Annotated in this window: 22 protein-coding genes; 13 read left to right on the plus strand and 9 right to left on the minus strand. The window is 43.8% G+C overall.

The features are described from left to right. Positions 1-177: 177 nt before the first annotated feature. A complete protein-coding gene (locus GM612_RS05385) occupies positions 178-837 on the plus strand; it encodes a histidine phosphatase family protein (protein ID WP_155431360.1) in 660 nt (219 codons plus the stop codon). 130 nt (positions 838-967) lie between these two features. Here the strand turns inward: GM612_RS05385 and GM612_RS12620 are convergent, their stop codons facing one another. Further along, a complete protein-coding gene (locus tag GM612_RS12620; RefSeq protein ID WP_343031821.1) occupies positions 968-1912 on the minus strand; it encodes a VOC family protein in 945 nt (314 codons plus the stop codon). A gap of 119 nt (positions 1913-2031) precedes the next feature. On the opposite strand from GM612_RS12620, the gene GM612_RS05395 reads away from it, so the two are divergent. Further along, positions 2032-2454 (plus strand): GNAT family N-acetyltransferase, encoded by a 423-nt coding sequence (locus GM612_RS05395; RefSeq protein WP_155431361.1) that lies wholly within the window; start codon positions 2032-2034, stop codon positions 2452-2454. Between the two features lie 55 nt (positions 2455-2509). Here GM612_RS05395 and GM612_RS05400 read toward each other — a convergent pair whose 3' ends face one another. After that, a complete protein-coding gene (locus GM612_RS05400) occupies positions 2510-3001 on the minus strand; it encodes a C40 family peptidase (protein WP_155431362.1) in 492 nt (163 codons plus the stop codon). A 353-nt stretch (positions 3002-3354) separates the two neighbouring features. On the opposite strand from GM612_RS05400, the gene GM612_RS05405 reads away from it, so the two are divergent. Beyond that, positions 3355-3807, plus strand: coding sequence for a MerR family transcriptional regulator (locus GM612_RS05405; RefSeq protein ID WP_155431363.1), 453 nt, complete (start codon positions 3355-3357; stop codon positions 3805-3807). Between the two features lie 274 nt (positions 3808-4081). Here the strand turns inward: GM612_RS05405 and GM612_RS05410 are convergent, their stop codons facing one another. After that, on the minus strand, positions 4082-6796 hold the full coding sequence (locus GM612_RS05410) for an MMPL family transporter (protein ID WP_155431364.1): 2715 nt from the start codon (positions 6794-6796) through the stop codon (positions 4082-4084). A gap of 223 nt (positions 6797-7019) precedes the next feature. Between GM612_RS05410 and GM612_RS05415 the strand changes: the two genes are divergently transcribed. From GM612_RS05415 to GM612_RS05440, 6 genes are all read left to right on the plus strand, one after another. After that, entirely contained in the window at positions 7020-7262 is a 243-nt protein-coding gene (locus tag GM612_RS05415) for a hypothetical protein (RefSeq protein ID WP_155431365.1), read from the plus strand. 6 nt (positions 7263-7268) lie between these two features. After that, positions 7269-8246: a linear amide C-N hydrolase gene (locus tag GM612_RS05420; RefSeq protein ID WP_155431366.1), complete on the plus strand. Its 978-nt coding sequence runs from the start codon at positions 7269-7271 to the stop codon at positions 8244-8246. 76 nt (positions 8247-8322) lie between these two features. Next, complete coding sequence (locus GM612_RS05425; RefSeq protein ID WP_155431367.1) at positions 8323-8946, plus strand: glycoside hydrolase family 73 protein; 624 nt, start codon at positions 8323-8325, stop codon at positions 8944-8946. Between the two features lie 91 nt (positions 8947-9037). Next, a complete protein-coding gene (locus tag GM612_RS05430) occupies positions 9038-9808 on the plus strand; it encodes a TerC family protein (RefSeq protein ID WP_425500336.1) in 771 nt (256 codons plus the stop codon). After that, positions 9783-10103, plus strand: a complete 321-nt coding sequence (gene trxA, locus GM612_RS05435) for a thioredoxin (RefSeq protein ID WP_155431369.1) — start codon at positions 9783-9785, stop codon at positions 10101-10103. Before GM612_RS05430 ends, trxA begins: the two co-directional genes overlap by 26 nt. A gap of 14 nt (positions 10104-10117) precedes the next feature. Then, positions 10118-10984, plus strand: a complete 867-nt coding sequence (locus GM612_RS05440; protein ID WP_155431370.1) for an NAD(P)-dependent oxidoreductase — start codon at positions 10118-10120, stop codon at positions 10982-10984. Positions 10985-11352: 368 nt separating this feature from the next. On the opposite strand, the gene GM612_RS05445 is transcribed toward GM612_RS05440, so the two are convergent. Genes GM612_RS05445 through trpX form a run of 3 tightly spaced genes read right to left on the minus strand, consistent with a single transcriptional unit; the run spans position 11353 to position 14013 of the window. Next, positions 11353-12123 carry an ABC transporter ATP-binding protein gene (locus tag GM612_RS05445; RefSeq protein WP_155431371.1) on the minus strand — a complete coding sequence of 257 codons (771 nt, stop codon included), beginning with the start codon at positions 12121-12123 and terminating at the stop codon, positions 11353-11355. After that, positions 12116-13021: an ABC transporter permease gene (locus GM612_RS05450; RefSeq protein WP_155431372.1), complete on the minus strand. Its 906-nt coding sequence runs from the start codon at positions 13019-13021 to the stop codon at positions 12116-12118. The genes GM612_RS05445 and GM612_RS05450 overlap by 8 nt, the downstream gene beginning before the upstream one ends. Next, positions 13018-14013, minus strand: coding sequence for a tryptophan ABC transporter substrate-binding protein (gene trpX / locus GM612_RS05455; protein WP_155431373.1), 996 nt, complete (start codon positions 14011-14013; stop codon positions 13018-13020). The genes GM612_RS05450 and trpX overlap by 4 nt, the downstream gene beginning before the upstream one ends. A gap of 835 nt (positions 14014-14848) precedes the next feature. Here trpX and GM612_RS05460 point away from each other — a divergent pair. Continuing rightward, positions 14849-15679 carry a homoserine O-acetyltransferase/O-succinyltransferase family protein gene (locus tag GM612_RS05460; RefSeq protein ID WP_155431374.1) on the plus strand — a complete coding sequence of 277 codons (831 nt, stop codon included), beginning with the start codon at positions 14849-14851 and terminating at the stop codon, positions 15677-15679. 125 nt (positions 15680-15804) lie between these two features. Here GM612_RS05460 and GM612_RS05465 read toward each other — a convergent pair whose 3' ends face one another. Together GM612_RS05465 and GM612_RS05470 are read right to left on the minus strand one after the other, a co-directional pair. Next, positions 15805-16482, minus strand: a complete 678-nt coding sequence (locus GM612_RS05465; protein ID WP_155431375.1) for a CPBP family intramembrane glutamic endopeptidase — start codon at positions 16480-16482, stop codon at positions 15805-15807. A 19-nt stretch (positions 16483-16501) separates the two neighbouring features. Next, complete coding sequence (locus tag GM612_RS05470; protein WP_425500333.1) at positions 16502-16885, minus strand: VOC family protein; 384 nt, start codon at positions 16883-16885, stop codon at positions 16502-16504. A gap of 247 nt (positions 16886-17132) precedes the next feature. Between GM612_RS05470 and abc-f the strand changes: the two genes are divergently transcribed. The 3 genes from abc-f to GM612_RS05485 all read left to right on the plus strand — a co-directional run bounded on the left by abc-f (position 17133) and on the right by GM612_RS05485 (position 19930). Further along, positions 17133-18680, plus strand: coding sequence for a ribosomal protection-like ABC-F family protein (gene abc-f / locus GM612_RS05475; RefSeq protein ID WP_155431377.1), 1548 nt, complete (start codon positions 17133-17135; stop codon positions 18678-18680). 92 nt (positions 18681-18772) lie between these two features. Further along, positions 18773-19354, plus strand: a complete 582-nt coding sequence (locus GM612_RS05480) for a L,D-transpeptidase (RefSeq protein WP_155431378.1) — start codon at positions 18773-18775, stop codon at positions 19352-19354. Between the two features lie 207 nt (positions 19355-19561). Continuing rightward, positions 19562-19930: a DUF6483 family protein gene (locus tag GM612_RS05485; RefSeq protein WP_246147584.1), complete on the plus strand. Its 369-nt coding sequence runs from the start codon at positions 19562-19564 to the stop codon at positions 19928-19930. 259 nt (positions 19931-20189) lie between these two features. On the opposite strand, the gene GM612_RS05490 is transcribed toward GM612_RS05485, so the two are convergent. Continuing rightward, a complete protein-coding gene (locus GM612_RS05490) occupies positions 20190-21101 on the minus strand; it encodes a proline-specific peptidase family protein (RefSeq protein WP_155431379.1) in 912 nt (303 codons plus the stop codon). Between the last annotated feature and the right edge of the window lie 33 nt (positions 21102-21134).

Consider the following 21134-nt stretch of genomic DNA (forward strand, 5'->3'; position numbering starts at 1 on the left):
GTCGATGTATTGATGGTAACTAGTTTAGCAGACTTTTACCCTTTGTGCCGGTTCGTCACGGAATTTTATTAAAAAGTTAGAACTGTGTTGATTGGTGTAAACGGTTACAAACTACGTCTGTAATTAGAATGGGTTGATGATATACTTGAACTAATTAAAGAAATGGGGTGCCATTCAATGAAAAAACTGAATCTTTACGTCGTTCGACACGGCCAGACGTACTTTAATATCTATAATAAGTTACAGGGCTGGAGTAATTCTCCTTTGACACAAAAAGGACTTGATGGCGCGGTAGCAACCGGTCAGCGGCTAGCGGACGTGCATTTTGAACGTGCATATTGCAGCGACACGACTCGCGCCATGGATACAGCCAAACTAATTTTGGCCGAAAATAAACAGCATTCGCCCAAGGAAGCCATTACCGTCATGAATTTCCGCGAAGAGTTCTACGGCTATTTTGAAGGCAATGATATGGGGCAGGCTTGGTATCTGGCTGGGGCTCCCCATGGGTTACCAACCTTTAAGGATATCGTCAATAAATATTCAATTGGCAAAGCTAAGGATTATCTTAAAGAAGCTGATCCTTTCCACCAAGCAGAAAATAACGAAGAATATTGGCAGCGAGTGGATCAGGGGTTTCAAATTATTTTGCAGGATTCGGCTTTGCAAGATGGTGATAATGTCCTGCTGATCAGCCATGGCAATACCTTGTTAAGTTTGATGGAACGCTACGGTGGGGGTCAGTATGATTTGACTGTGCGGCCAAAGAACGGCAGTCTGACTCGGTTAACGCTGAGTGAGGATGGCGGCATTGATGTCGTGAGTTACAATCAATAAAATAACGTAAGAGACAAAATAAACGAGGTGACTGGTTCCCTAAGCGGAAGCAGTTACCTCGTTTTTTCCAACTATTATTGGTTTAAAATCCAACAACTAAATCACATATATTTCGAATTTAATGTGCGATTCATTCGCCGTAAGTTTCATCGTTTGATTGACTTAAATCGCCATCATCCGTAAAATCAACGCCCTGTTTGGCATAGTAGTCCATGACGTCATCTCGTAAAGATTCGAACTTTGGCGGCAGTCCCAGACTGTTGCCCAGAGTGAGGATCGGTTCATCCAGACTGAAGCCTGGAGTCGGCGTTGCAAGCTCGATACGGTTGTCGCCGGGTTCTCTGATATAGAGACTCTTAAACCAACCGCGGTCCCGATACATTTCAATGTCCCAACCCTGGTCTTCAGCAAGGTGATAATAGTGGAAGAGTTGTTCCTCGTCAGCGACCCGCAACGCAACGTGGTCAATTGACCCCCGACCAAAACGGGTCTTTTGTTCAAAATCGGTAGTTGGCACCAGTTTAATTTGCTGAGCACCTTCCAGTTCAACTACGTTATTAGTGACTTCTAGATTCAATAGCTTTTCGAAGAATTGCTGACTAGCAGAGACATCTGGCACGTGCAGTTCCGTGCCCAGTAGACGGGTGATTTGATATTTGGCATCAATGCCATTGTTTGGCACCACCCGCCACTCGGTTAGCTGATTATCAGTTTCAACCATGTTAATGGGAATTTGTTCTGGGTCTTCAAATGATAAGCCATTGTCATTCATGGTGGCAATGATACCGTTGTCAGCTAAACGGTCGCGCCAGAATTCTTTGCTGCCAGTTGGAATGGCTAGGCTAAAACCATTGATAAAATGATTCCCGTCAGTTCGATGTCCTAGTAAGGGGAGCACAAAGAAAGTGATGACTGATCCTGGAGTTCCTAAATAGTCCCCGTAGAAAAGGTGTCGAATATGGATATTTTCCTGGTTAACAGTGTTTTTAACCAGTCTTAAACCTAAGACGTGCGTATAAAAATGAATGTTTTGTTTTGCATTCTTAGTGAGAAGTGAAATGTGATGTGTTTGCACGGTGTTCGCCTGCTTTCGTTCTTATTACTGCCACAAGTATAGCATAGAAGCAGGTAAATACCGTTGATTTCGCCCAGTCATCTTGAGGTATAATAGCGAATAAGGATGTGAGCTTAAAAATGAAAATTAAATCAGCTAAAGGGACTAATGGTCAGGTTTATCAGGATGCAATCGCCATCCGCCAAGCGGTATTTGTAACGGAACAGGGGATCGCACCTGACCTTGAATTTGACGGTTTAGATGACCAAGTCAGACATTATGTAGGTTATGTCTCAGATCAACCAGCAGTCACAGCCCGGATTCGGCAAGACGGCTCTCAAGTACGGATCCAACGGGTTGCAACATTGGCAAAGTACCGTCATCAAGGATACGCAGCGGCATTGTTAAAACAAATTATAGCGGATGCAGCTCCGGGTTCGCTGTTTGAGTTAAATGCCCAGGAGACGGCTATTGGTTTGTATGAGCAGTTGGGTTTTAAACAGACCGGAGCGCCGTTTGAAGAAGTCGGTATTAGGCACGTGACAATGATTAAACAAAAATAAAGACCCGCTGCATTCAGCGAGTCTTTATTTTATATGTGTTAAATTTCAAATTAACTTAGTTTGTGCTCGTTGCGCTGGTACTAAAGTCCGTCACATGTGCGTAACCAACAACGTGCCACCATGGTGCTTTAACGGCTTCTTTAACGACGCCACGATTTTGAGCATCGATCATCTTGCCCTTGCCAACGTACAAACCAACGTGGCTAATGCTATAAGCCGAGTAGCCGAAGAAGACGAGGTCGCCCTTTTTGACAGTTGAAGAAGAAACGTGCTTGTAAGCATTGTATTGTGCTTGAGCAGTTCGTGGTAAAGTAACTTTAGCTGCCTTCTTATAAACGTAACCGGTAAAGCCGGAGCAATCAAATGCAGAAGGACCAGTTGCACCATAGACATATGGTTTACCCAGGTTTTTCTTTGCTAATTTATAAACCGTGTTGTACGATGCACTCGTAGTGGCTGTATGCGCTGATGCAACCTGTGAACCAGCAACCGCGAAACTGAAGAATGCGCCTGCAGCAATAATAGATTTAAGAATTAAATTTTTCATTTGATATAGAAACCCCTAACATTTCAAATATTTATGTACGAGTCTTAGTGTACTGTTTAATTATTTCATCCATGTAACAAACCAGTGTCAATGAAGTTAAACAAAGTCACTAAAATTGTAACGTGCGTAATGAAAAGCCAGTTAAAACCCGATTCATTAGACGAAAAATTTTGAAAATTATGCTGGATTAACGGGCATAAGAAGCCACGATAGCTTTAGTAACAGTCTTCACAAGCTATAACATTTTCATGACAAAATCGTTTTTATGGGTCTTATTTAGATTTGTGTAGTTTTGCTCATCTGTAAAGAATGTGAAATAATAGGGCTAGGGAAACCTGAGAGGCGGTTAAAAAATGAGCGAAAAAAATAATCGAATACCTAATTTAATTAGCTTTGATAAGCTGGTATTTCGAATCGGCGAGCTCAGCCGAATGACTGAGGTATCTTCACGTCAGTTACGATATTGGGAACAACGTGGTTATATTTCAGCTATGACTCGAAATGATCAGAATAAAGCACGCGTTTATGACTTCCATACCTTTATCGAAGTTCGCATCATTAAACGGTTGCTGGATGAAGGCTATCGATTGCCGGCGGCTGTCGAACGAATGCGAAATATTGATTCCGAGATGGTGCTAGCTAGACATTTCTTCCAGGAAGCGTTTCAGGGAGTTGAAATTATCGATGGCAAGGCAATGCTCAACTTGGGGAACTTTGATGACGAACAGACTCAAACTTTGTATGGTCTGTACGAAGACGGAAAAGTCAGGTATCAAGTTAGAAACAATGACGAGCCAACTGTGTAATTGTTGGTCACCTTGATAAGAAAGATAAAATCATTGATCCATATGAAGGGAAAGTTGGGGCAACCGACCAGCTCAATAAACCCTAGATTGAATTCCTGGCACCAAGAAAGATAAAAACATTACTCAATTTCGGAACGGTTATCTAGTTTAGGCGTGTGTCAAAACGTAGGTTCAAGCAATGTATACAAAAAGCGTCGTGGATTCCTAATTTGGGATCCACGACGCTTTTTACTGACATTTGAAAGCTTAAACGATTGTGCTCTTTAAAGAACTATTATTTTGCGTGACGTTTTAGATGCGGTCGCTTACTTGGTAAGGTCACCGTTAATTTACCAACCGATGTGACGATGATTGGTAGAATAATCTCGAAGATGAGCGTTGCGATCAGAATGATCAGTGCTGCTTGTGTCAGTGGTGCAAAGTTTGCACTGAACAGTACTAACGCAATGACGAAGATTGTGAATACTTCGTAACGAACTGGCTGTCCCAAATCTGAAACACCTGGCAGTAACCAATCAAGCATGGTAGCTTCCTTAAAGCGGTAGTTGACGGCTAACTGAATTAACCGGTTAGCCCCAACAATCAGAAGTGGCACAAAGACGATCAATGGTACTTGCCAGTTGAAGTCGGGGTCACCTGACATGAAACGACTGCAAAGTTCAGCCAGTTGGACACCACCGAGGATCGCCAAAACGTATGAAGCTAGCCAGTAGATTGGTTGCAAAACCGAACCACTAAGCAGCGCAATAATCAAGAACAGAATCACACCAACAGTCAACAGCAGCCAACCAGCATTATTTCTAACCGACTGTTCAATAGTGTCTTGAACCACCGGTTGACCCGTATAAGCAATCTTAGCGGAATGGAGTGAGGTTCCCTGGAGCTGCGTGTTCACTTCAGAGCGCAGATGTTTAAGAGTGGCGGCATTATTGTGACTGGATGCTGATGTTTTGAGGTAGACCTGTAGCTGAGTGGTCTTGTAATTTTGACTGGTGTTACTTAGCAACGACTGCTGGAACTGCATACTGGTCAGTTGCTCAGGAGTAATGTAATACACCTTGGTAGCATCGGAAGATTGCAGTGCTGACAAGTAGCTGTAGATATTGTTGTAAGACTTGATCAGTCCCTGAAGACTTTGAGTGGTCTTTTTAAGACTGTTTTGAACTGTAGATAACTGAGTTGAATAACCCGATAGCGTACTTTGTAATGCTTGACTATCATTACCGGCCGAGGTGGCTTGGTTGCCCAAAGCCCGAACGTTACTTGCAACCACACTCAATTGACTGCTAATGAGGTTGAGTAAACGTTGGTAACGGCGAACCCGGGCCGAAGCTCTTGAACTTTGTGAAACGCTGGCACGACCAGCAACTTCAGAAACTTGCGAACGGACGGTACTGGTATCAGAAGTTAAGCGATCCGCCTTAGATACCAAAGTATCCAGTTTATCAGCGGTTGAATTAAGTTTGATACCGTTCAAGTCGGTCCGGTTGCTTTTAAGTTCCGTTTCCAGTTGTGAAAGTTGATCGGTGGCCCCTTTAAGAGTCATATTCATTTGGTTAAGCTGGGAGTTGACGTAGTATTCATTCATAGGCTGACCGTTTGGTTGAGTCAGTGAAGTAACGCTGCCAACGCCTGGCATTGTCTTTAACTTCGTGGTGAGATTATCAATTTGCAGCAGTGCTTTTTCGTTATCCACCCGTTGATTACTTTGTAAATAAATCGTTACTGGCGTGGCCTTGCCTTCACCAAAGTGGGCGTTTAATACTCGCATGCCGGTCACCGCTTGATTTGTAGGGGTGACCGTTTTAGCAGCTGAAAAATTCAAATTGTCACGGTACATCACAGCAAAGGAGCCAACCACACAAAGAACGGCAATGATACCAACAAATGGTTGCCATAAACCAAACTGAGCCATCCAGTTCCAGAAGCGGTGACGGTGGACTGGAAATTCAGCAGCGGGCCAGAAGAGTCGGTCGCCAAGTAGTTGCAAGAAGATTGGTGCAATTGTATAGACACCTAAAATGACGACCAAGGTGACAATGGCAAGACCAGACATCGCACGCAAAGTCGAAAACTTGAAGGCGTAGAAGCTGGCAAATACAATAAACAAAGTACCGCCTAGTAGCAGTAGGGAATTTCTGATCGAGTGCAGACTACGCTTTGTCACCTCAGCTGGGTCTTCTTTATTACCGCTATTTTCTCTGAAAGCAGCAAACAGTTTGTAGTGACCTAACGTTCCTAAAATTAGCGTTAGTAATAAAGTTAATAATGGCAAATACTCAGAATACGGGAAAGTCGTGTGGCTTGCCAAGTTATTAACTAGTGACAAGGACACAGCGTACATCATTAGCATTGAAAGCGTTGAGATCAATGGTGCAACCAAAGACTTAAAGATGATTCCAATGATCAAAAGACTTAAAATAAAGCCAAGGATGGTTGCAAAGGTAGTGACTTGGCTGATTTTTTGATTTGCCGCGTCATTCACAAGTTCAGGGCTAGTTAAATAGCTTGAAACACCACTCGTTTTAATTTGACCACGTAGTTGATTAGCGAGTACTCGTGTATCACTTTGATTACGAGTGACGGCCATCTGAACAATCTCAGTTGACCCATCCTTTGAATAAAATTGACTTCTAGCAGTTGGATTGGTCGTCATTGTTTGAATCGACTTAATGCCATAAGTTTTTTCTCTGTTGGTCAATCGCTGGACGGTCTTGTCAATATTAGCCTGTTGACTAGCTGTTAACTTCCCGCTAGGATTGTTGAACACAGCTGTGACGTTATATGTACCGGATAATTCACGTCCCCAATTGTTTTGAATGCCCTGGGCGACCATTGGCTGACTGTTATTAGCCAGTTGTGGCTGTCCGCTAGTTTGAATCAACCCAGAAGTGCTCGGCATCATTACAATCGCAACAAAAATCGCAATGAGCCATAGCAGTAGTGAGAAGATTCGGTGGTTGTGTAACTGACGTATCCGCTCGTTCATTGAATAAAATCTCCCTTAAGTTCACCCTTCAAGGTGCTTATCTATACCTACTATATTAACATAGCTGAAAGCCGTTTGTATTTCAATCTCAAAAAATGAAAAGAATAAAATTTAATATTTAAAATAGTTATGCGGTTATTTCAGTGCCTCAAAACAAAATACTATGAATTTAACGTAAACTTACTTATAATAAGAGGCCTTGACATGAAAGGGTGGTAGACAATTGACTGATACTTATCAAAGTCCCTATGCGGATTTCAACTCAAGCAAAAGGTTTAACTTAGCTAATCAATTAGCAAAAGATTATCGACTTGATGTGAGTCAAATCCTCTTTACCTATTTGAAAGTTGCGCAGCCAATTCTTAGTAAGCAACAGGACACCAAACAGATTCCGGTCGCTGCCCAACGTAAAATCGATCAACGTTTCGAAAAAACGTTGAAGTCACTTAGTCAATCAAAGGGGTAGTTAAAAATGTGTACAAGTATTTATGAAATTGCGATTGATGGCACCCACGTACTTGGTCGGACAATGGATTGGCATACCTTAGGAGCTCAGCCAGTTTTTGTGCCCCGTAAGTACCGTTGGCGCTCGGTATTTGACAACCATGCCTATCAGAACCTGTACGGTATTATTGGAAGTGGTGGGGCTCATGATGCTGAAATTGATATTTCAGATGGCATTAACGAGTATGGGCTAAGTGTCCAAAAATTGACCTTCGCTAATGGTGCGATTTTTGACAGTGAGCCCGACCCAAACCGACACTCACTGGCGCCCTTTGAACTGCCGTTGTATCTTTTAGGACATTTCAAAACAATTGCTGAAATTGAAGCGCACATGAATGAACTTCAACTAATGAGCGGCGAGCATGCTTTTCGTCCGTACGGTTATCCAGAACTACACTTTGTTGCTTCGGATGCGACGGGTCGAATTGTTGCCATTGAAACTTCAAAACGACCACTAAGAATCTACGACAATCCACTTGGTATTTTAACCAACGCCTATGATTTTCAGCGGCAATTGAATCAGCTGCGAGATTACGTGACTTTTACACCCGAATTTGAAGCCGGAAGGGTGCCACTAAATACACCACGGGTCACCACTGGTAGCTTTTCAGGTAAAAAGATTCCAGCTGGCTCCTACACGCCGAGTTCCCGATTTATTCGTGCTGCTTATTATAAGGAAAGAACCGATCAGCCAGCCAATGAAGATGACACGGTGGTAAGTGTTTGGCACCTGTTAAATGGTGTTTCAGTTCCTAAAAGTACGGCATATCAGCATACCTACTCCGTTTATCGTGCGGCAACGGTAACGGAATCGCTAACTTATTATTACGAACCTTATAACCGACTGGGCATTGTTAAGTTGCAGTTAACGCCAGCAATTTTAGCCCACACTAAGCCGAAGTTTTATCACGTCACCGATCGCCTGAAGGCTTCAGATTTAAATTAATCAATTATTAATCTCCAAAGGTCTAGTCAACATGTTAAACTGGGAAGAGAAAATTTGATTGATTAGGAGAAAATTCTTGGCCAAGAAGAAACGGCGACGAAAAAAGAATAATCAACAAGGCATTGCGACCATTATTTTTGTGCTGGCACTGTTTGTGATTGGGGGCGGTTTTGGCGCACGTTACCTAATCGATAACTATCTGGATCAGCCAACGACTACCACCCATAAAAGTACTGGTGAAACCGCAGAACAGCGCCATCAACATCAGTTTATCAGCAAAATGGAAAAGCCGGCCGTAAACGTCTATAAGAAGAATCATCAGGTTCTGCCAAGCATTGCTATTGCCCAGGCGATCGTGGAGTCAAATTGGGGTGAATCTCAGCTCTATCGGCAAGCTAAGAATCCGTTTGGCATGAAGGGCAGTTATGAGGGGAAAACCCGTCTGTTTCCAACCACGGAATATGTCAATGGTAAAGAAGAAAAGATCAATGCATATTTCCGGGTTTATCCAACTTTGTCAGCGGCCATTTTAGATCATGATGCTGTGGTTGCACGGCAATTTCTGCCTTCTGGCGTCACTAACTATCGAACGGCGGCTAAATTGCTGCAAAGTAATGGTTACGCGACTGACCCAACCTACGCCAAAAAACTGATCAACGTGATCACAACATATAATCTGAATCGATTTGACAGTTACTGATCTGCAGCAGTTAAATTTCATTAGAGCTTGATTCACCTTGAGTCTTTAGGTATCATACGGATAGTTAAAACGATAGGGGATACCACAATTGATCGATGTCATAGGGAAACTGTACGGACCATTTTTTGACCTTCATAACTGGGCAACTGTGATTGAATCCGGAAGCGACTGGCTAATTATCTTTTCGCTAGTCTTGATCGAATGTTTACTGTCGGTAGATAATGCGGTCGTGTTAGCTGCTCAGACTCAAGCGCTACCCACCAAAGAACTGCGAGAGAAATCGCTTTTTTATGGTATTTGGGGAGCGTATCTTTTTCGCTTTCTGATCATCGGTGTAGGTACTTACCTGATAAACTTTTGGGAAATCAAGGTGCTTGGTGCTGGATATTTACTGTTTTTAACCGTACAGTATTTTTCAAAATCCCGTGTGAAGCACACTCGTAAACTGGTCTCTGAAAAAAAACGTCATATTTCTTTATTTTGGTCGGTTGTGATTCAGATTGAACTAATGGATATTGTCTTTTCCATTGATTCAGTGCTGGCTTCTTTAGCAATTTCGCCTAATCCAGTGATTGTGCTGATCGGGGGAATGATTGGTATTTTAGCCATGCGTGGGGTTGCGGAACTGATTATGCGTCTCATGCGGATCATCCCAGAATTAGAGCCAATGGCATACGGCTTGATAGCACTAATAGCAGTTAAGCTATTTTTGAGCATTCCAATTATTGATATCGAAATTCCTGCGGCTGCATTTGGCATTATCGTCCTTGCTGCTGTGGTGATTACGTTGATTATTCATTTCATACGTCAACAACGAAAGGGGCGGCAAGTTACAGATGGCAGTCACGATCACGAGAGATAATTTAGAACAAGAAACTGTAGAAGGGTTAGTATTAGTAGACTTTTGGGCCAGTTGGTGTGCGCCATGCAAAATGATGGATCCAGTGCTTGAACAACTGGAAGCAACTTACGGGAAGCAAATCAAGTTTGGTAAGCTAAACGTTGAACATAATCAGGATCTGGCCATGAACTATAAAGTGATGAGTATTCCAAGTTTAGTCCTTTTTCGAAATGGTAAGGCCGTTGAGAAGGTTACTGGCCTGTATCCCAAAGATAAATTAGCAAAGTATTTAGATCAAAAACTCGCAACGAACTAGGGGGGGTAGTCAGTATGAAATTAGGTTTTATTGGCACTGGCGTCATGGGTGGCCCAATTGCTCAGCATCTATTAGACGCCGGCAATGAGTTGTATGTATACAACCGTACCAAAGCAAAAACGGATTCGCTGGTAGCAAATGGTGCTACCTTTGAAGACACACCTGCCCAAATTGCCCAACAAGCTAATATTATTTTTTCTATGGTGGGTTATCCATCTGATGTAGAAGCCATTTATTTTGGTGAAGAGGGTATCTTCAGTAGGCTTACAGCCGGTAAAATCGTGGTGGATATGACTACGAGTACGCCAACTTTGGCCGTTAAAATTGCAGATGCTGCGAAGAAAATGGGAGCTGCCGCGTTGGACGCCCCAGTCTCAGGTGGTGATGTTGGCGCGCAGAATGCAACGTTAACGGTGATGGTCGGTGGTGACCAGGAAACGTATGAGCGGGTCAAACCACTCTTCGAAAAGGTTGGTCAGTCAGTCCATTTATTTGGAGAAGCAGGTAAGGGGCAGCATACCAAAATGGCCAATCAAATCATGATTGCCGGCACAATGACGGGGACTGTTGAAATGATGGTCTACGCACAACACGCCGGGCTGAACATGACGGATGTTTTAGCGACTTTAAGTAGTGGCGGTGCCGCTAACTGGAGTATGGCAAACTACGCGCCTAGAATTTTGAAGGGTGATTATACGCCTGGCTTCTTCGCAAAACATTTCCTCAAGGATCTGCGAATCGCTTTAGATGAGGCTGACAAGATGCACCTCAAGTTGCCAGCGACAGCGTTAGCCAAACAGCTCTACGAAACGATGGTTGACGACAAACAGCTTGGTGATGACGGGACACAGGGCTTGATTAAAATTTACGAAAATATGTAGTAAATCAAAAAAGGAAATCATCACAAATCATGATGGTTTCCTTTTAATTTAGGTTGATTTTGAATTAGGCTTCTTCAAACTGAGACTTGTGCTCCAGTCTCACCCGTTTGCCTCCACGCCTTGACATAATCGGGTTCCGGCAAACTGAGACTTGCACACAAGTCGACTTCGGTCAAAAATCCAAGCCCGGGATTTTCCACCAAAGTTGCCTTGTGCTCCAGTCTCACCCGTTTGCCTCTACACCTTGACGTAATCGGGTTCCGGCAAACTGAGACTTGCACACAAGTCGACTTCGGTCAAAAATCCAAGCCCGGGATTTTCCACCAAAGTTGCCTTGTGCTCCAGTCTCACCCGTTTGCCTCCACACCTTACTCTATTTCTCCAAAGAACCCATACAGATCTTCTTGTGTGAGCTTCTTTTTGTCTTCGCCTGACACATCAAACGTGATTTTGCCATCATTGATAACAATCAAACGATTGCCATACTTTAAGGCATCATCCAAATGGTGGGTGATCATCAGACACGTTAAGTTTTCCGCTGTGATACGGTCATTAGTTGTTTGCATCAGTTCCCGCGACGTTTTCGGGTCTAATGCTGCCGTATGTTCATCCAGGAATAAAATGTCGGGTTTCTTTAATGTGGCCATCAGAAAACTTAACGCCTGGCGTTGGCCACCTGATAGGTTTCCAGTTGGGGTATTAAGTCGTTCACCCAGGCCATTTCCCATCCCACTGGTGAGTTGCTTAAATTCTGGCATATGACGCTTCAAATGACGGGGCAACAAACCACGACGTTCGCCACGCCTGGTAGCTAGTAATAGGTTTTCTGCCACAGTCATTCGCGGGGCAGTCCCTAATTTTGGATCTTGAAAAACACGGCTTAAAAAGCGGGTACGCGTTTCTTCTGATTCACGAACGATTGATTCTCCCCGCAGCAAAATATCGCCAGAAGTAAGGGGCATGCTACCTGCAATCGTATTAAACAAGGTTGATTTACCCGCGCCATTTGATCCTAAAACCGTGATGAAGTCACCTTCGTTAATGGTGAGATTCAGATCTTTAAGAAGAGTCAGCTCTTCTGGTGTATTGCGATTGACTTTTGTAACAACGTGACGTAATTCAAGAATGGGTTTAGTCATTAGTCGAAATCCCCCGTTTCCAAATGTGGCGAACATCCACAACCTTCCGGAAGACTGGTAGCATCATGCATAGTGCCAAAACAACCGATGAGAATAATTGCAGATCGTTGGTGTTGAAACCGAGACGCAGGACAATCAGTAAAACGAAACGATATAGAATTGAGCCTAACGTTACGGCCACCAAACGCTGATTCATGGTTAATTCGCCAAATGCAACTTCACCGATGATAATTGATGCCAGTGCAATAACGATGATCCCGATTCCCATATTGACATCGGCGTAACCATCATTTTGGGCGACTAAAGCACCACCAAGACCAATCACACCGTTTGAAACCATCAATCCCATGATCTTCATGTTGTCAGTCTTGATGCCTAATGACCGGGCCATGTTTTCGTTGTCACCCGTGGCGATAAAGGCTTGACCTAATTCGGTTTGCAAGAAGTAGATCAACACTAAGGTCAATATTACAATGACGGTGAAGCCAAGGAACACGCTGTCAAAATACATTGGTGCATTTGCAAAGATTGATAGTTTTAACAGTGTCGGCTTGTTCAATAACGTTAAGTTTGACCGACCCATGATTCGTAAATTAACTGAATAAGCAGCGGTCATCACTAAAATTCCAGCTAATAAAATCGGAATTTTACCCTTAGTGTATAAAAGTCCAGTTGTGAGGCCACACAGCATTCCCACACCAATGGCAAGCAAAGTTGCCCAGAAGGGGTTGATCCCATGGTTGATAGCAGCGACACAAGTAGCCGCGCCCATTGGGAACGTGCCTTCAACAGTCATATCGGGGAAATCAAGGATTCTAAACGTGAGAAACAGACCTAAACCAAGTGTTGCCCAGAGGAGCCCTTGGCCAATTGCTGAAACACCTAATCCAAATGTCATTTAATGATTTCTCCTTTCTTTTGTGCTTCTTTGACTAAGCTACTTGGAAAGGTAATGCCAAGTGCTTTTGCTTCCTTCATGTTTAAGATCAGTTTACCGTGACGGAAAAAATGAATTGGCGTAGTCGCCGGTTTTTTGCCCTTCAAGATGTCCGCGGTCATTCGACCAGTAACGACGCCAAGCTGATATTGGTCGATGCTGTAAGTGGCTAAGCCACCGCTTTTAACCATTGTATCAACCGCTGGAAATACCGGTACTTTAGCGGCATTTGAATTTTTAACTAGGGTCTGCATTGCCGAGGCAACCGTGTTGTCAGTCGGTACATAAACGGCATCGACGTTTTGAACCATTTGCTGTGAAACCTGGTCAACATCGTTGGTATTTGATATTGAATAGGCCTTTAGCTTGATGTGTTCTTGCTGGCAGATTGCTTTGAACTGGTGATATTGCGCATTAGCAGAGTCGTCACTGGAGGTGTAGAAGATTCCTAACGTTTTCATACTAGGCATTACTCTCCGAATTAGGTCAAGCTGTTCTTTTAGTGGTGCCTGATCAGAAACACCGGTGATGTTGTGACCGGGACGCTGGTTATTTTTGACTAAGCCAGCACCCTTAGGATCTGTGACAGCTCCCAAAACAATCGGAATCTTAGAAGTGGCGTTGGCCAGGGCTTGAGCAGACGGTGTTGCGATACCAATGGTGGCATCAGCATCTTCATTGACAAACCGGTTGCTCATAGTCATTAAATTACTTTGATCATTTTGAGCATTTTGAAAATCAATTTTGACATTTTTACCAGAGTGGTATCCCTTTTCCGCTAGGCCATGAATAATGCCTCGATGGATCGCATCAAGAGCGGGGTGGGACATGAGTTGTAAAATGCCAACGGTAGGCTTTTTAACTTTCGCCGGTGATCCGGTTCCTCCTTCGTCTACAAATGCAAAGCCTAAGAAAACTACAATAATAGCAATCAGCGCATATAATCGCTTCATAAACTGACTCCCCAATCTAAAAATTAGTCGAAACAAAAAGACGACCCCTCACAGAGTCGTCTGGGTAGAGCGACGTGCAAGGTCAGTCATGCAGCGTCACTCACATCACAAAGTAACCGGCATGGACACGTGTATTGAACATGTGCGTTCAAACCGCATCCGAAGTTGCGGTTTGATTACCGGTTTTGCCAACGATTTAATTGTTGTTCAGACTTTGTCATGTGAATTCCTCCAACTTCAATATCTCATATTATAATTGGGTACGAGGTGATGTGCAAGTTAATTTGCGGTGAAGTCTTGTTTGGACGTCAGTGACAATGAATTTTCCGCCAAAGTCGCCTTATACACCGGTCCTTCCCGTTTGCCTCCACACCTTGACATAATCGGGTTCCGGCAAACAAGGCCCTGCGTATAAGTCAACTGAACCATAATTCACGGCAAAGCCCACCGCAAATTCTGGTTCAGTCGCCTTATACACCGGTCCTTCCCGTTTGCCTCCACACCTTGACTTTTTTTACTTCCTATGCTAAATTAAAAAACAATTAGAACATAATGAGTCAATGACAAGAAGAGTAGTTGTTTTTCCTAGAGATAGAGAACCTTGGAATCGGTGGGACAAGGTCGGGTTTGGCAGCGAAGATGAGCTTGGAGAATGACGCGGTCGTTTGGCTACCGTCACGGGGCACCGATATCTGCCGAGTATTTTTACTCTTGAGGTGATGCCGCGAGGTTGTCACGAAGATGGGTGGTACCGCGCCAAAACGTCCCTAACTGTTCAACACAGTTAGGGACGTTTTTAGTTTATATCAATCTTATATCAAAGGAGGATCTCGACATGACAGTGTATCTTAAAAATGGCTTTTTAAAGCAGCAAGCCGTCAGTGCGACCAGTAGTACTAGGCCCGTAAAACTTTTGGTGGTCAATTTAATGCCCAACAAACTGGAAACTGAACGTCAATTTGTGCATTTATTCAGCCATTTATCGCTGGATGTGGAAGTGACCTTCCTGCGCATGGCTAGTCACCATAGTAAGCACACCTCAGAAACGGCCTTACAATCAGCTTATGCCGTGCTTGACGATGTTTATGATCAGCACTTCGACGGGATGGTGGTGACTGGGGCTCCTGTTGAACAGATTCAGTTTGAGGACGTTGACTATTGGCCGGAATTTAAGGCCTTGCTTGATTGGCGTAATAAACACGTTCAACAGTCGATTCTTGAATGCTGGGCGGCCCAAGCTGGCATTTACGCTGACTTTGGCATTAACAAGCGCGTGATTCCCAGTAAGTTATTTGGCGTCTACCGCTGTGAAATCAATGCTCGAACTGCTTTGACTGCTGGCTTTAAACAACTGTCAATGCCACAATCTCGGCATGCCACGCTGGAAAATATCAGTGATCCTCGACTAAATGTGTTGGCAAGTGATCCTGAAGCTGGTCCCGTTGTTCTAGCTTCAGAAGTCACTCATTCTACGTATATCAGTGGCCATCCAGAATATGAGACGCAAACCCTCAATAATGAGTTTCATCGTGACCAGGAAAAGGGCCTGCCGATTCAGTTACCAGTCAACTATTTTTCACAGGCCAAGCCGACTAATACTTGGCAAGATGACAGTTTTCATTTGTATGACAACTGGATTCATAGTTTGCGGGTAAAGGTTCGGTAACAGTTGAAAAACTGCAGTTTAGATGTTAATAAAGGTGAACCCAAGTAAATTTCGTAATTGGCGGAATTTTTTTGGGTTCACCTTTTTGAGGTTTAAAACGAGTTGCTCATAAAGCTGACTTTAATTCAAATTAAACTCATTAAGTTGTTTAAAAAGTGGAGCGCAATGCTGTACCGGATGTCTTTAAAATACAAATAGGTTCCCGCCAGTACCCAGCCCAATGAGGCATACAGTAACGTGGTCACCGAAAAGGAAAGGGTGTGCAAGTAACCAAAGATCAGGCCACTGATCAAAACGCCAAAGATCGTACTCAGTCGTGATTTCTTCGCAAAGAAGAAGTTAAAAAAGAAACCGCGAAAGATGTACTCTTCAAAGACTGGTGCAATCAAAACACCATAAATATTATTCCAGACCGGCAATTGGCGGATGGAACTTTCGAGTTCGGTTTGGTTGCTGGGCATTGGCAACAAGTGATGGACGATCAGTTGTGACCAAGCGACTTGTACCACGTAGATGATGATGAATGCTAGGATCAGACGGGCAACTCGCTGTCGGGTAAATGGCTTACGGCCAAACTGACGAGGATTGTAGCGCTTTAGTTGGCGGTTATACAGCCAAGTGAAAAGTACTAACAGAGCCGCTACAGTAATCAGCATGACACCAATAAAACGATTTGCCAGGCCGGGATTTTTACCGGCGTACTCAGTTGCAGCCTCTAACAATGACTCATTGAGAAGGTAAACGATAATCAGAAGCACAAAGGCGCCGATCCGCAGCGACTGTCTCTTTAAATACTTAGTCAATTAGACACCCCGTTTTGAATTAATAGGTAACAATTTTAATGAGATTGTGGTCAGGATCGCGAACCCAAAGCGCAGTGGCCGGTCCTTTGGCACCCTGATAATCGATTGGGCCATCATCGATTTCGACTGCGTAATTAGTCAGGTGCGACAAGGTGTTTTCAAGCGGATCATGGGTTTCAAACGCGAGTTCAGCTGAGCCAGGGACAATTGTCTTAGCGCTAATCTCACTGTGATCGTCGGTGGTCTGAAATTCCAGGCGGCGATGTCCTAACTGCACGCTTGGCCGAGTCGCATTTTTGATGATCGGCAGGTCAAAAACCTCATGGTAAAAGCGAATCGAGTGCTGAATGTCGCTGACGGTGAGGGTCAGACTGTCAATATCTTTAATGTTCAATGTTGTCATTCCTTTTACATAGTGTTTCTACATTATAGCATATGCACTTGCATCTTTTAGGGCTTCTAATGATAATTCAACCACCCTTATACTTTCTCAGACCGTGCTAATCTAGATTTAAGTTCTGTATGTGAACCCGGCTACCATCCTTGATATCAAGCCTCATTCGTGCTAGTGTAAGATATTGTGAAAAAATACGGAGAAAAAGTATTCGACCGAATTTGTTTCAAATTATTTTCAAGGAGGAACACGTGATATGGCACTATTAGAAGTTGAAGACCTGAGCATGGCGTTTGCTGATAAAAGGCTCTATGACGATGCTAGTTTTCAACTAAATAAGGGCGAACACATGGGCATCGTCGGCCAAAATGGTGTGGGGAAGTCCACGTTGATCAAAGTGCTCACTGGTGAACAGTTGCCACTGTCAGGTTCAATTAAATGGCAGCGGGGTGTCCACGTAGCTTATTTAGATCAATACGCCGACATTCCAGATGGGATGACACTGATTGATTTTTTACACACTGCATTTCAAGACCTATACGATAAAAATGCCAGGATGACACAACTTTATACCGACTACGCAGAAAATGCGGACGATAAATTATTGGAGCGTGCCGGTCGAATTCAAGAAGAGTTGGAAGCCAGTAACTTTTACGATATTGAAACCGAAATCGAACGCATTATCACTGGGCTTGGCATAGATGATATTGGACGAGACCATGAGGTTGCACAAATGTCAGGTGGTCAGCGGTCGAAGATCATTTTGGCTAAGCTGCTGCTTCAAAACCCTGACGTGATCTTGCTGGATGAGCCAACCAACTACTTGGACGTGGCTCACATTGCATGGCTGGTAGACTATCTGAACGATTTTGACGGTGCAGCGATGATCATTTCCCATGATTTTGACTTTTTGGATCAGGTCACCAACTGTATCATCAACGTTGCATTTGGCAAAATCATCAAATATCGTGGTAGTTTTAAGGCTGCCATGCGACAACGTGCCGAGCGAGAAGAAGCCCAGCGTAAAGAGTATGAAAAACAACAGTTAAAGATTGAAAAAACGCAGAAGTTCATTGCTAAATTCAAGGCAGGGACCCGTTCGAAACAGGCTAAATCACGTGAAAAGCAGCTGTCGCATATGGAATTGGTCGATCCGCCTTCGAGCAATATTCAGGCCAGTTTTAATTTTCCGTATGAGGATACTGGTTCGCAAAATGCCCTGGTGGTCGAACAGCTTTCGGTTGGATATAATCGGCCGTTACTTAAGCCGGTTACGTTCTCTGTAACGACTGGTGAAAAGGTCGGCTTTGAAGGCTTTAACGGGGTCGGAAAATCTACTCTGATCAAGACGATCCTTGGCATCATTGACGCGAAGGGTGGCGCAGCGCATTTTTCACCATCTGCCAAAGTCAGCTATTTCAGTCAGGACTTGGTGTGGGACGATGATCGTCAAACGCCGCTTCAAATTATTCAGGCTAAGTATGAAAAACTGCCGCAAAAAGCAATTCGGACAAAGCTTGCCAAATGCGGTTTGGATGCCGCCAATGCAATGAAACCAATTGGTCAGCTCTCTGGTGGTGAACAAACGAAGGTCAAACTTGCCATGATGGAATTTGAACCTAGCAACTTCTTGATCTTGGACGAACCCACTAACCATTTGGACGAGGAGACCAAAGAAGCGTTGAAGGATGCCATCAATCAGTTTCCTGGGAACGCCATTGTGGTCAGTCATGAGGTCAGTTTCTATGACGGTTTGGCCGATAAAATCTTAAACGTTGAAAAATTAAGTCTTAAGAATCAGTAATGTTGCCAAGCTCTTTGCAAAATGTTATCAACTTGAAACGTTCGCATGCTACAATTAATGAAAATAATGCAAGGTTTGGAGATTGATTTGATATGAAGCGGGTTTTGCAATCATTCGCCGTGATCATCGCCATTTTAGTTCTGGGAGTTGCTGCACATCACTTGATGACGCCCTCGACCAGTGAACATGCGGCGACACAAGCGACTAAGAAGAGTCAAAAGAAAGCCACCCCAGTTGAAATTAATTGGCGCGAGCCTTCCGAAAAAAAAGCTTATCCTAACTGGAAAAAATTGAAGAATCCATGGGTTGATGTGTCAATTAAAAATCAGCGAGTTTACATTAAAGACGGTTCTAAGACTGTGTATACGATGTATGCTTCCACCGGCGTTAAGAATTCAACACCGCGGGGTACGTACCATATTCAGACTGAACGTGGCAAGTTTTTCTATAATGCCCAGTCGAAGGAAGGCGCCAAGTACTGGGTTTCATTCAAGGATCATGGTATCTATCTCTTCCACACCGTACCAACAGATAAAAATGGCCATTACAATGTTAAAGAGGCAGACAAACTTGGTAAAGCCGCTCACTCTCACGGCTGTGTGAGGTTAGGGGTTCCAGATGCAAAGTGGTTCTACCACAACGTTAGTTACGGCACCAAGGTTGTAATTGCTTAATAACGATTTTAAGCAAGCTTCCAGATTTGGAGGCTTGTTTTTTTGGCGTGTTGCCTAAGATGTCAGAGATTAATGCTATTCGTGCTGTGCACTGGCAACCACCGAAGGGTTTTCTTCATCCAAAGCCAACGGATAGCTGATAAAACAGACATCGGGTATGATAGAGGCAGAAAGCTGTGGTTAATCAAAGAAAGAGGGGCTTCAACGATGATGCAACGACGAGACGATGACTGGATCATGAAGCAGATTCATTTACTGGCGGAAGGGCTTGGCTATCTACTGCACTCCAGTAATCCAGACAACGATTATGAGATCGTGTTCCCGCAGCAAGATGAGCAAATGTTACCTCATCAAGAGGAGTTGGCTCGCTTGATTCAGTTGAATCGGTACGGTGAGGCAGCTAAGCGACTGGTTAATTTGCAACCAACAATGCCGGAAAAAGATTTTATGAAACTCAGTGTCTGGTTTTACTCTACGTTAAATGGTAAGTCCGAAACGGAGTTGGAAGACGGACACTATTCTAAGGATGCAATCGTGGCAGGGTTAAGGAAATTAAGCGACATGAAAGACGAATAGGGAGAGGCCAAAAATGAGGCTTGCACAGAAGTTAATATTGGTAAATATCGAACTAATTTTCTAACGCAGAGATAGTTAATCGTGGTCTTCAATTTAAGACTGTACAATGGTCTAAACGTGCGTCAAAGCTCAGATTCCGGCCATCTCAGCAAAGAGCGCCGCAGATTCCAAAAACCAGGAATCCACGGCGCTCTTTGCATACCTTTTGGGACCTAAGTGAGTTTTAGCCCACTCTCATTTTGATACGGATAATATTGATCTATGCGTTAAAATTATCGTTTTCAACGTCACGAATAAACGTTGCTAAGTGATCGTAGTAAACCGGTGCGTTGTCAATCATATGGTGATGACCACCCTCCGGAGTGGTGACCAAGCGGGCATGAGGAATTTCCTTTGCCATGCGCTTAGCAGTGGTTAAAGGCATCGTTTCGTGTTCACCAAAGGTTAACAGTGTCGGCACTTTGATTTCTTTTAAGTGCGATTCAAATTGCCATTCTTTAAGCTTACCAGTGATGACAAATTCATTGTCGCCTTGAAAGGCGCCATAAACTGGCCGCGACATGGTTGAAATCAAGTGGGAAATGGCTGCCGGCTGTTTGCGGTCAACGTAGCCGGCGTTCAACACGTCAACGTATTTTTGATATTGGGGGTCATCATAATTGTTAGCTGCTTCCTGCTTTTTCATGTAAGCCACAGCATCGGCAGGTAAAGCTTCTTCACGAACTTGGTTGACGTGCTTGACATATTCATCGATATTATCGACCATTGATGAAATGATGGCACCTTTTAAGTGCTGACCATACTTAGCCGCGTACATTTGAACCAGGGCACCACCCCATGATTGCCCAATCAGATAGAAGTGGTCGAGACCTAATTTTTGACGGACTTCTTCCACTTCGTCTAAGAAGTAGTCGTATGTCAGGTATTTGTCAGCAATTTTAGGATCGCTGTAATCGGGTTGGTCAGAGTACCACGAACCCAGCTGGTCATACATATGAACCTGAACGTTCAGGCCCTGAGCTTTAAGCTGTTGAGCCGTATCTTCCCAGTATTCATGGTTGCCACCAGGTCCGCCATGCAGTGCCAGCAAATGAATGTCGCCTTCGCCTTGTGTATTGGTCCACAGATGGTAGCCGTTATCTAAAGTAATGATTGTTGTGCCTTGTTTCATGAAATGACCTCGTTTCTAAAGTGGTTTAATTAA

The organism is Secundilactobacillus folii, assembly GCF_009720675.1.
Classification (GTDB): Bacteria; Bacillota; Bacilli; order Lactobacillales; family Lactobacillaceae; genus Secundilactobacillus; species Secundilactobacillus folii.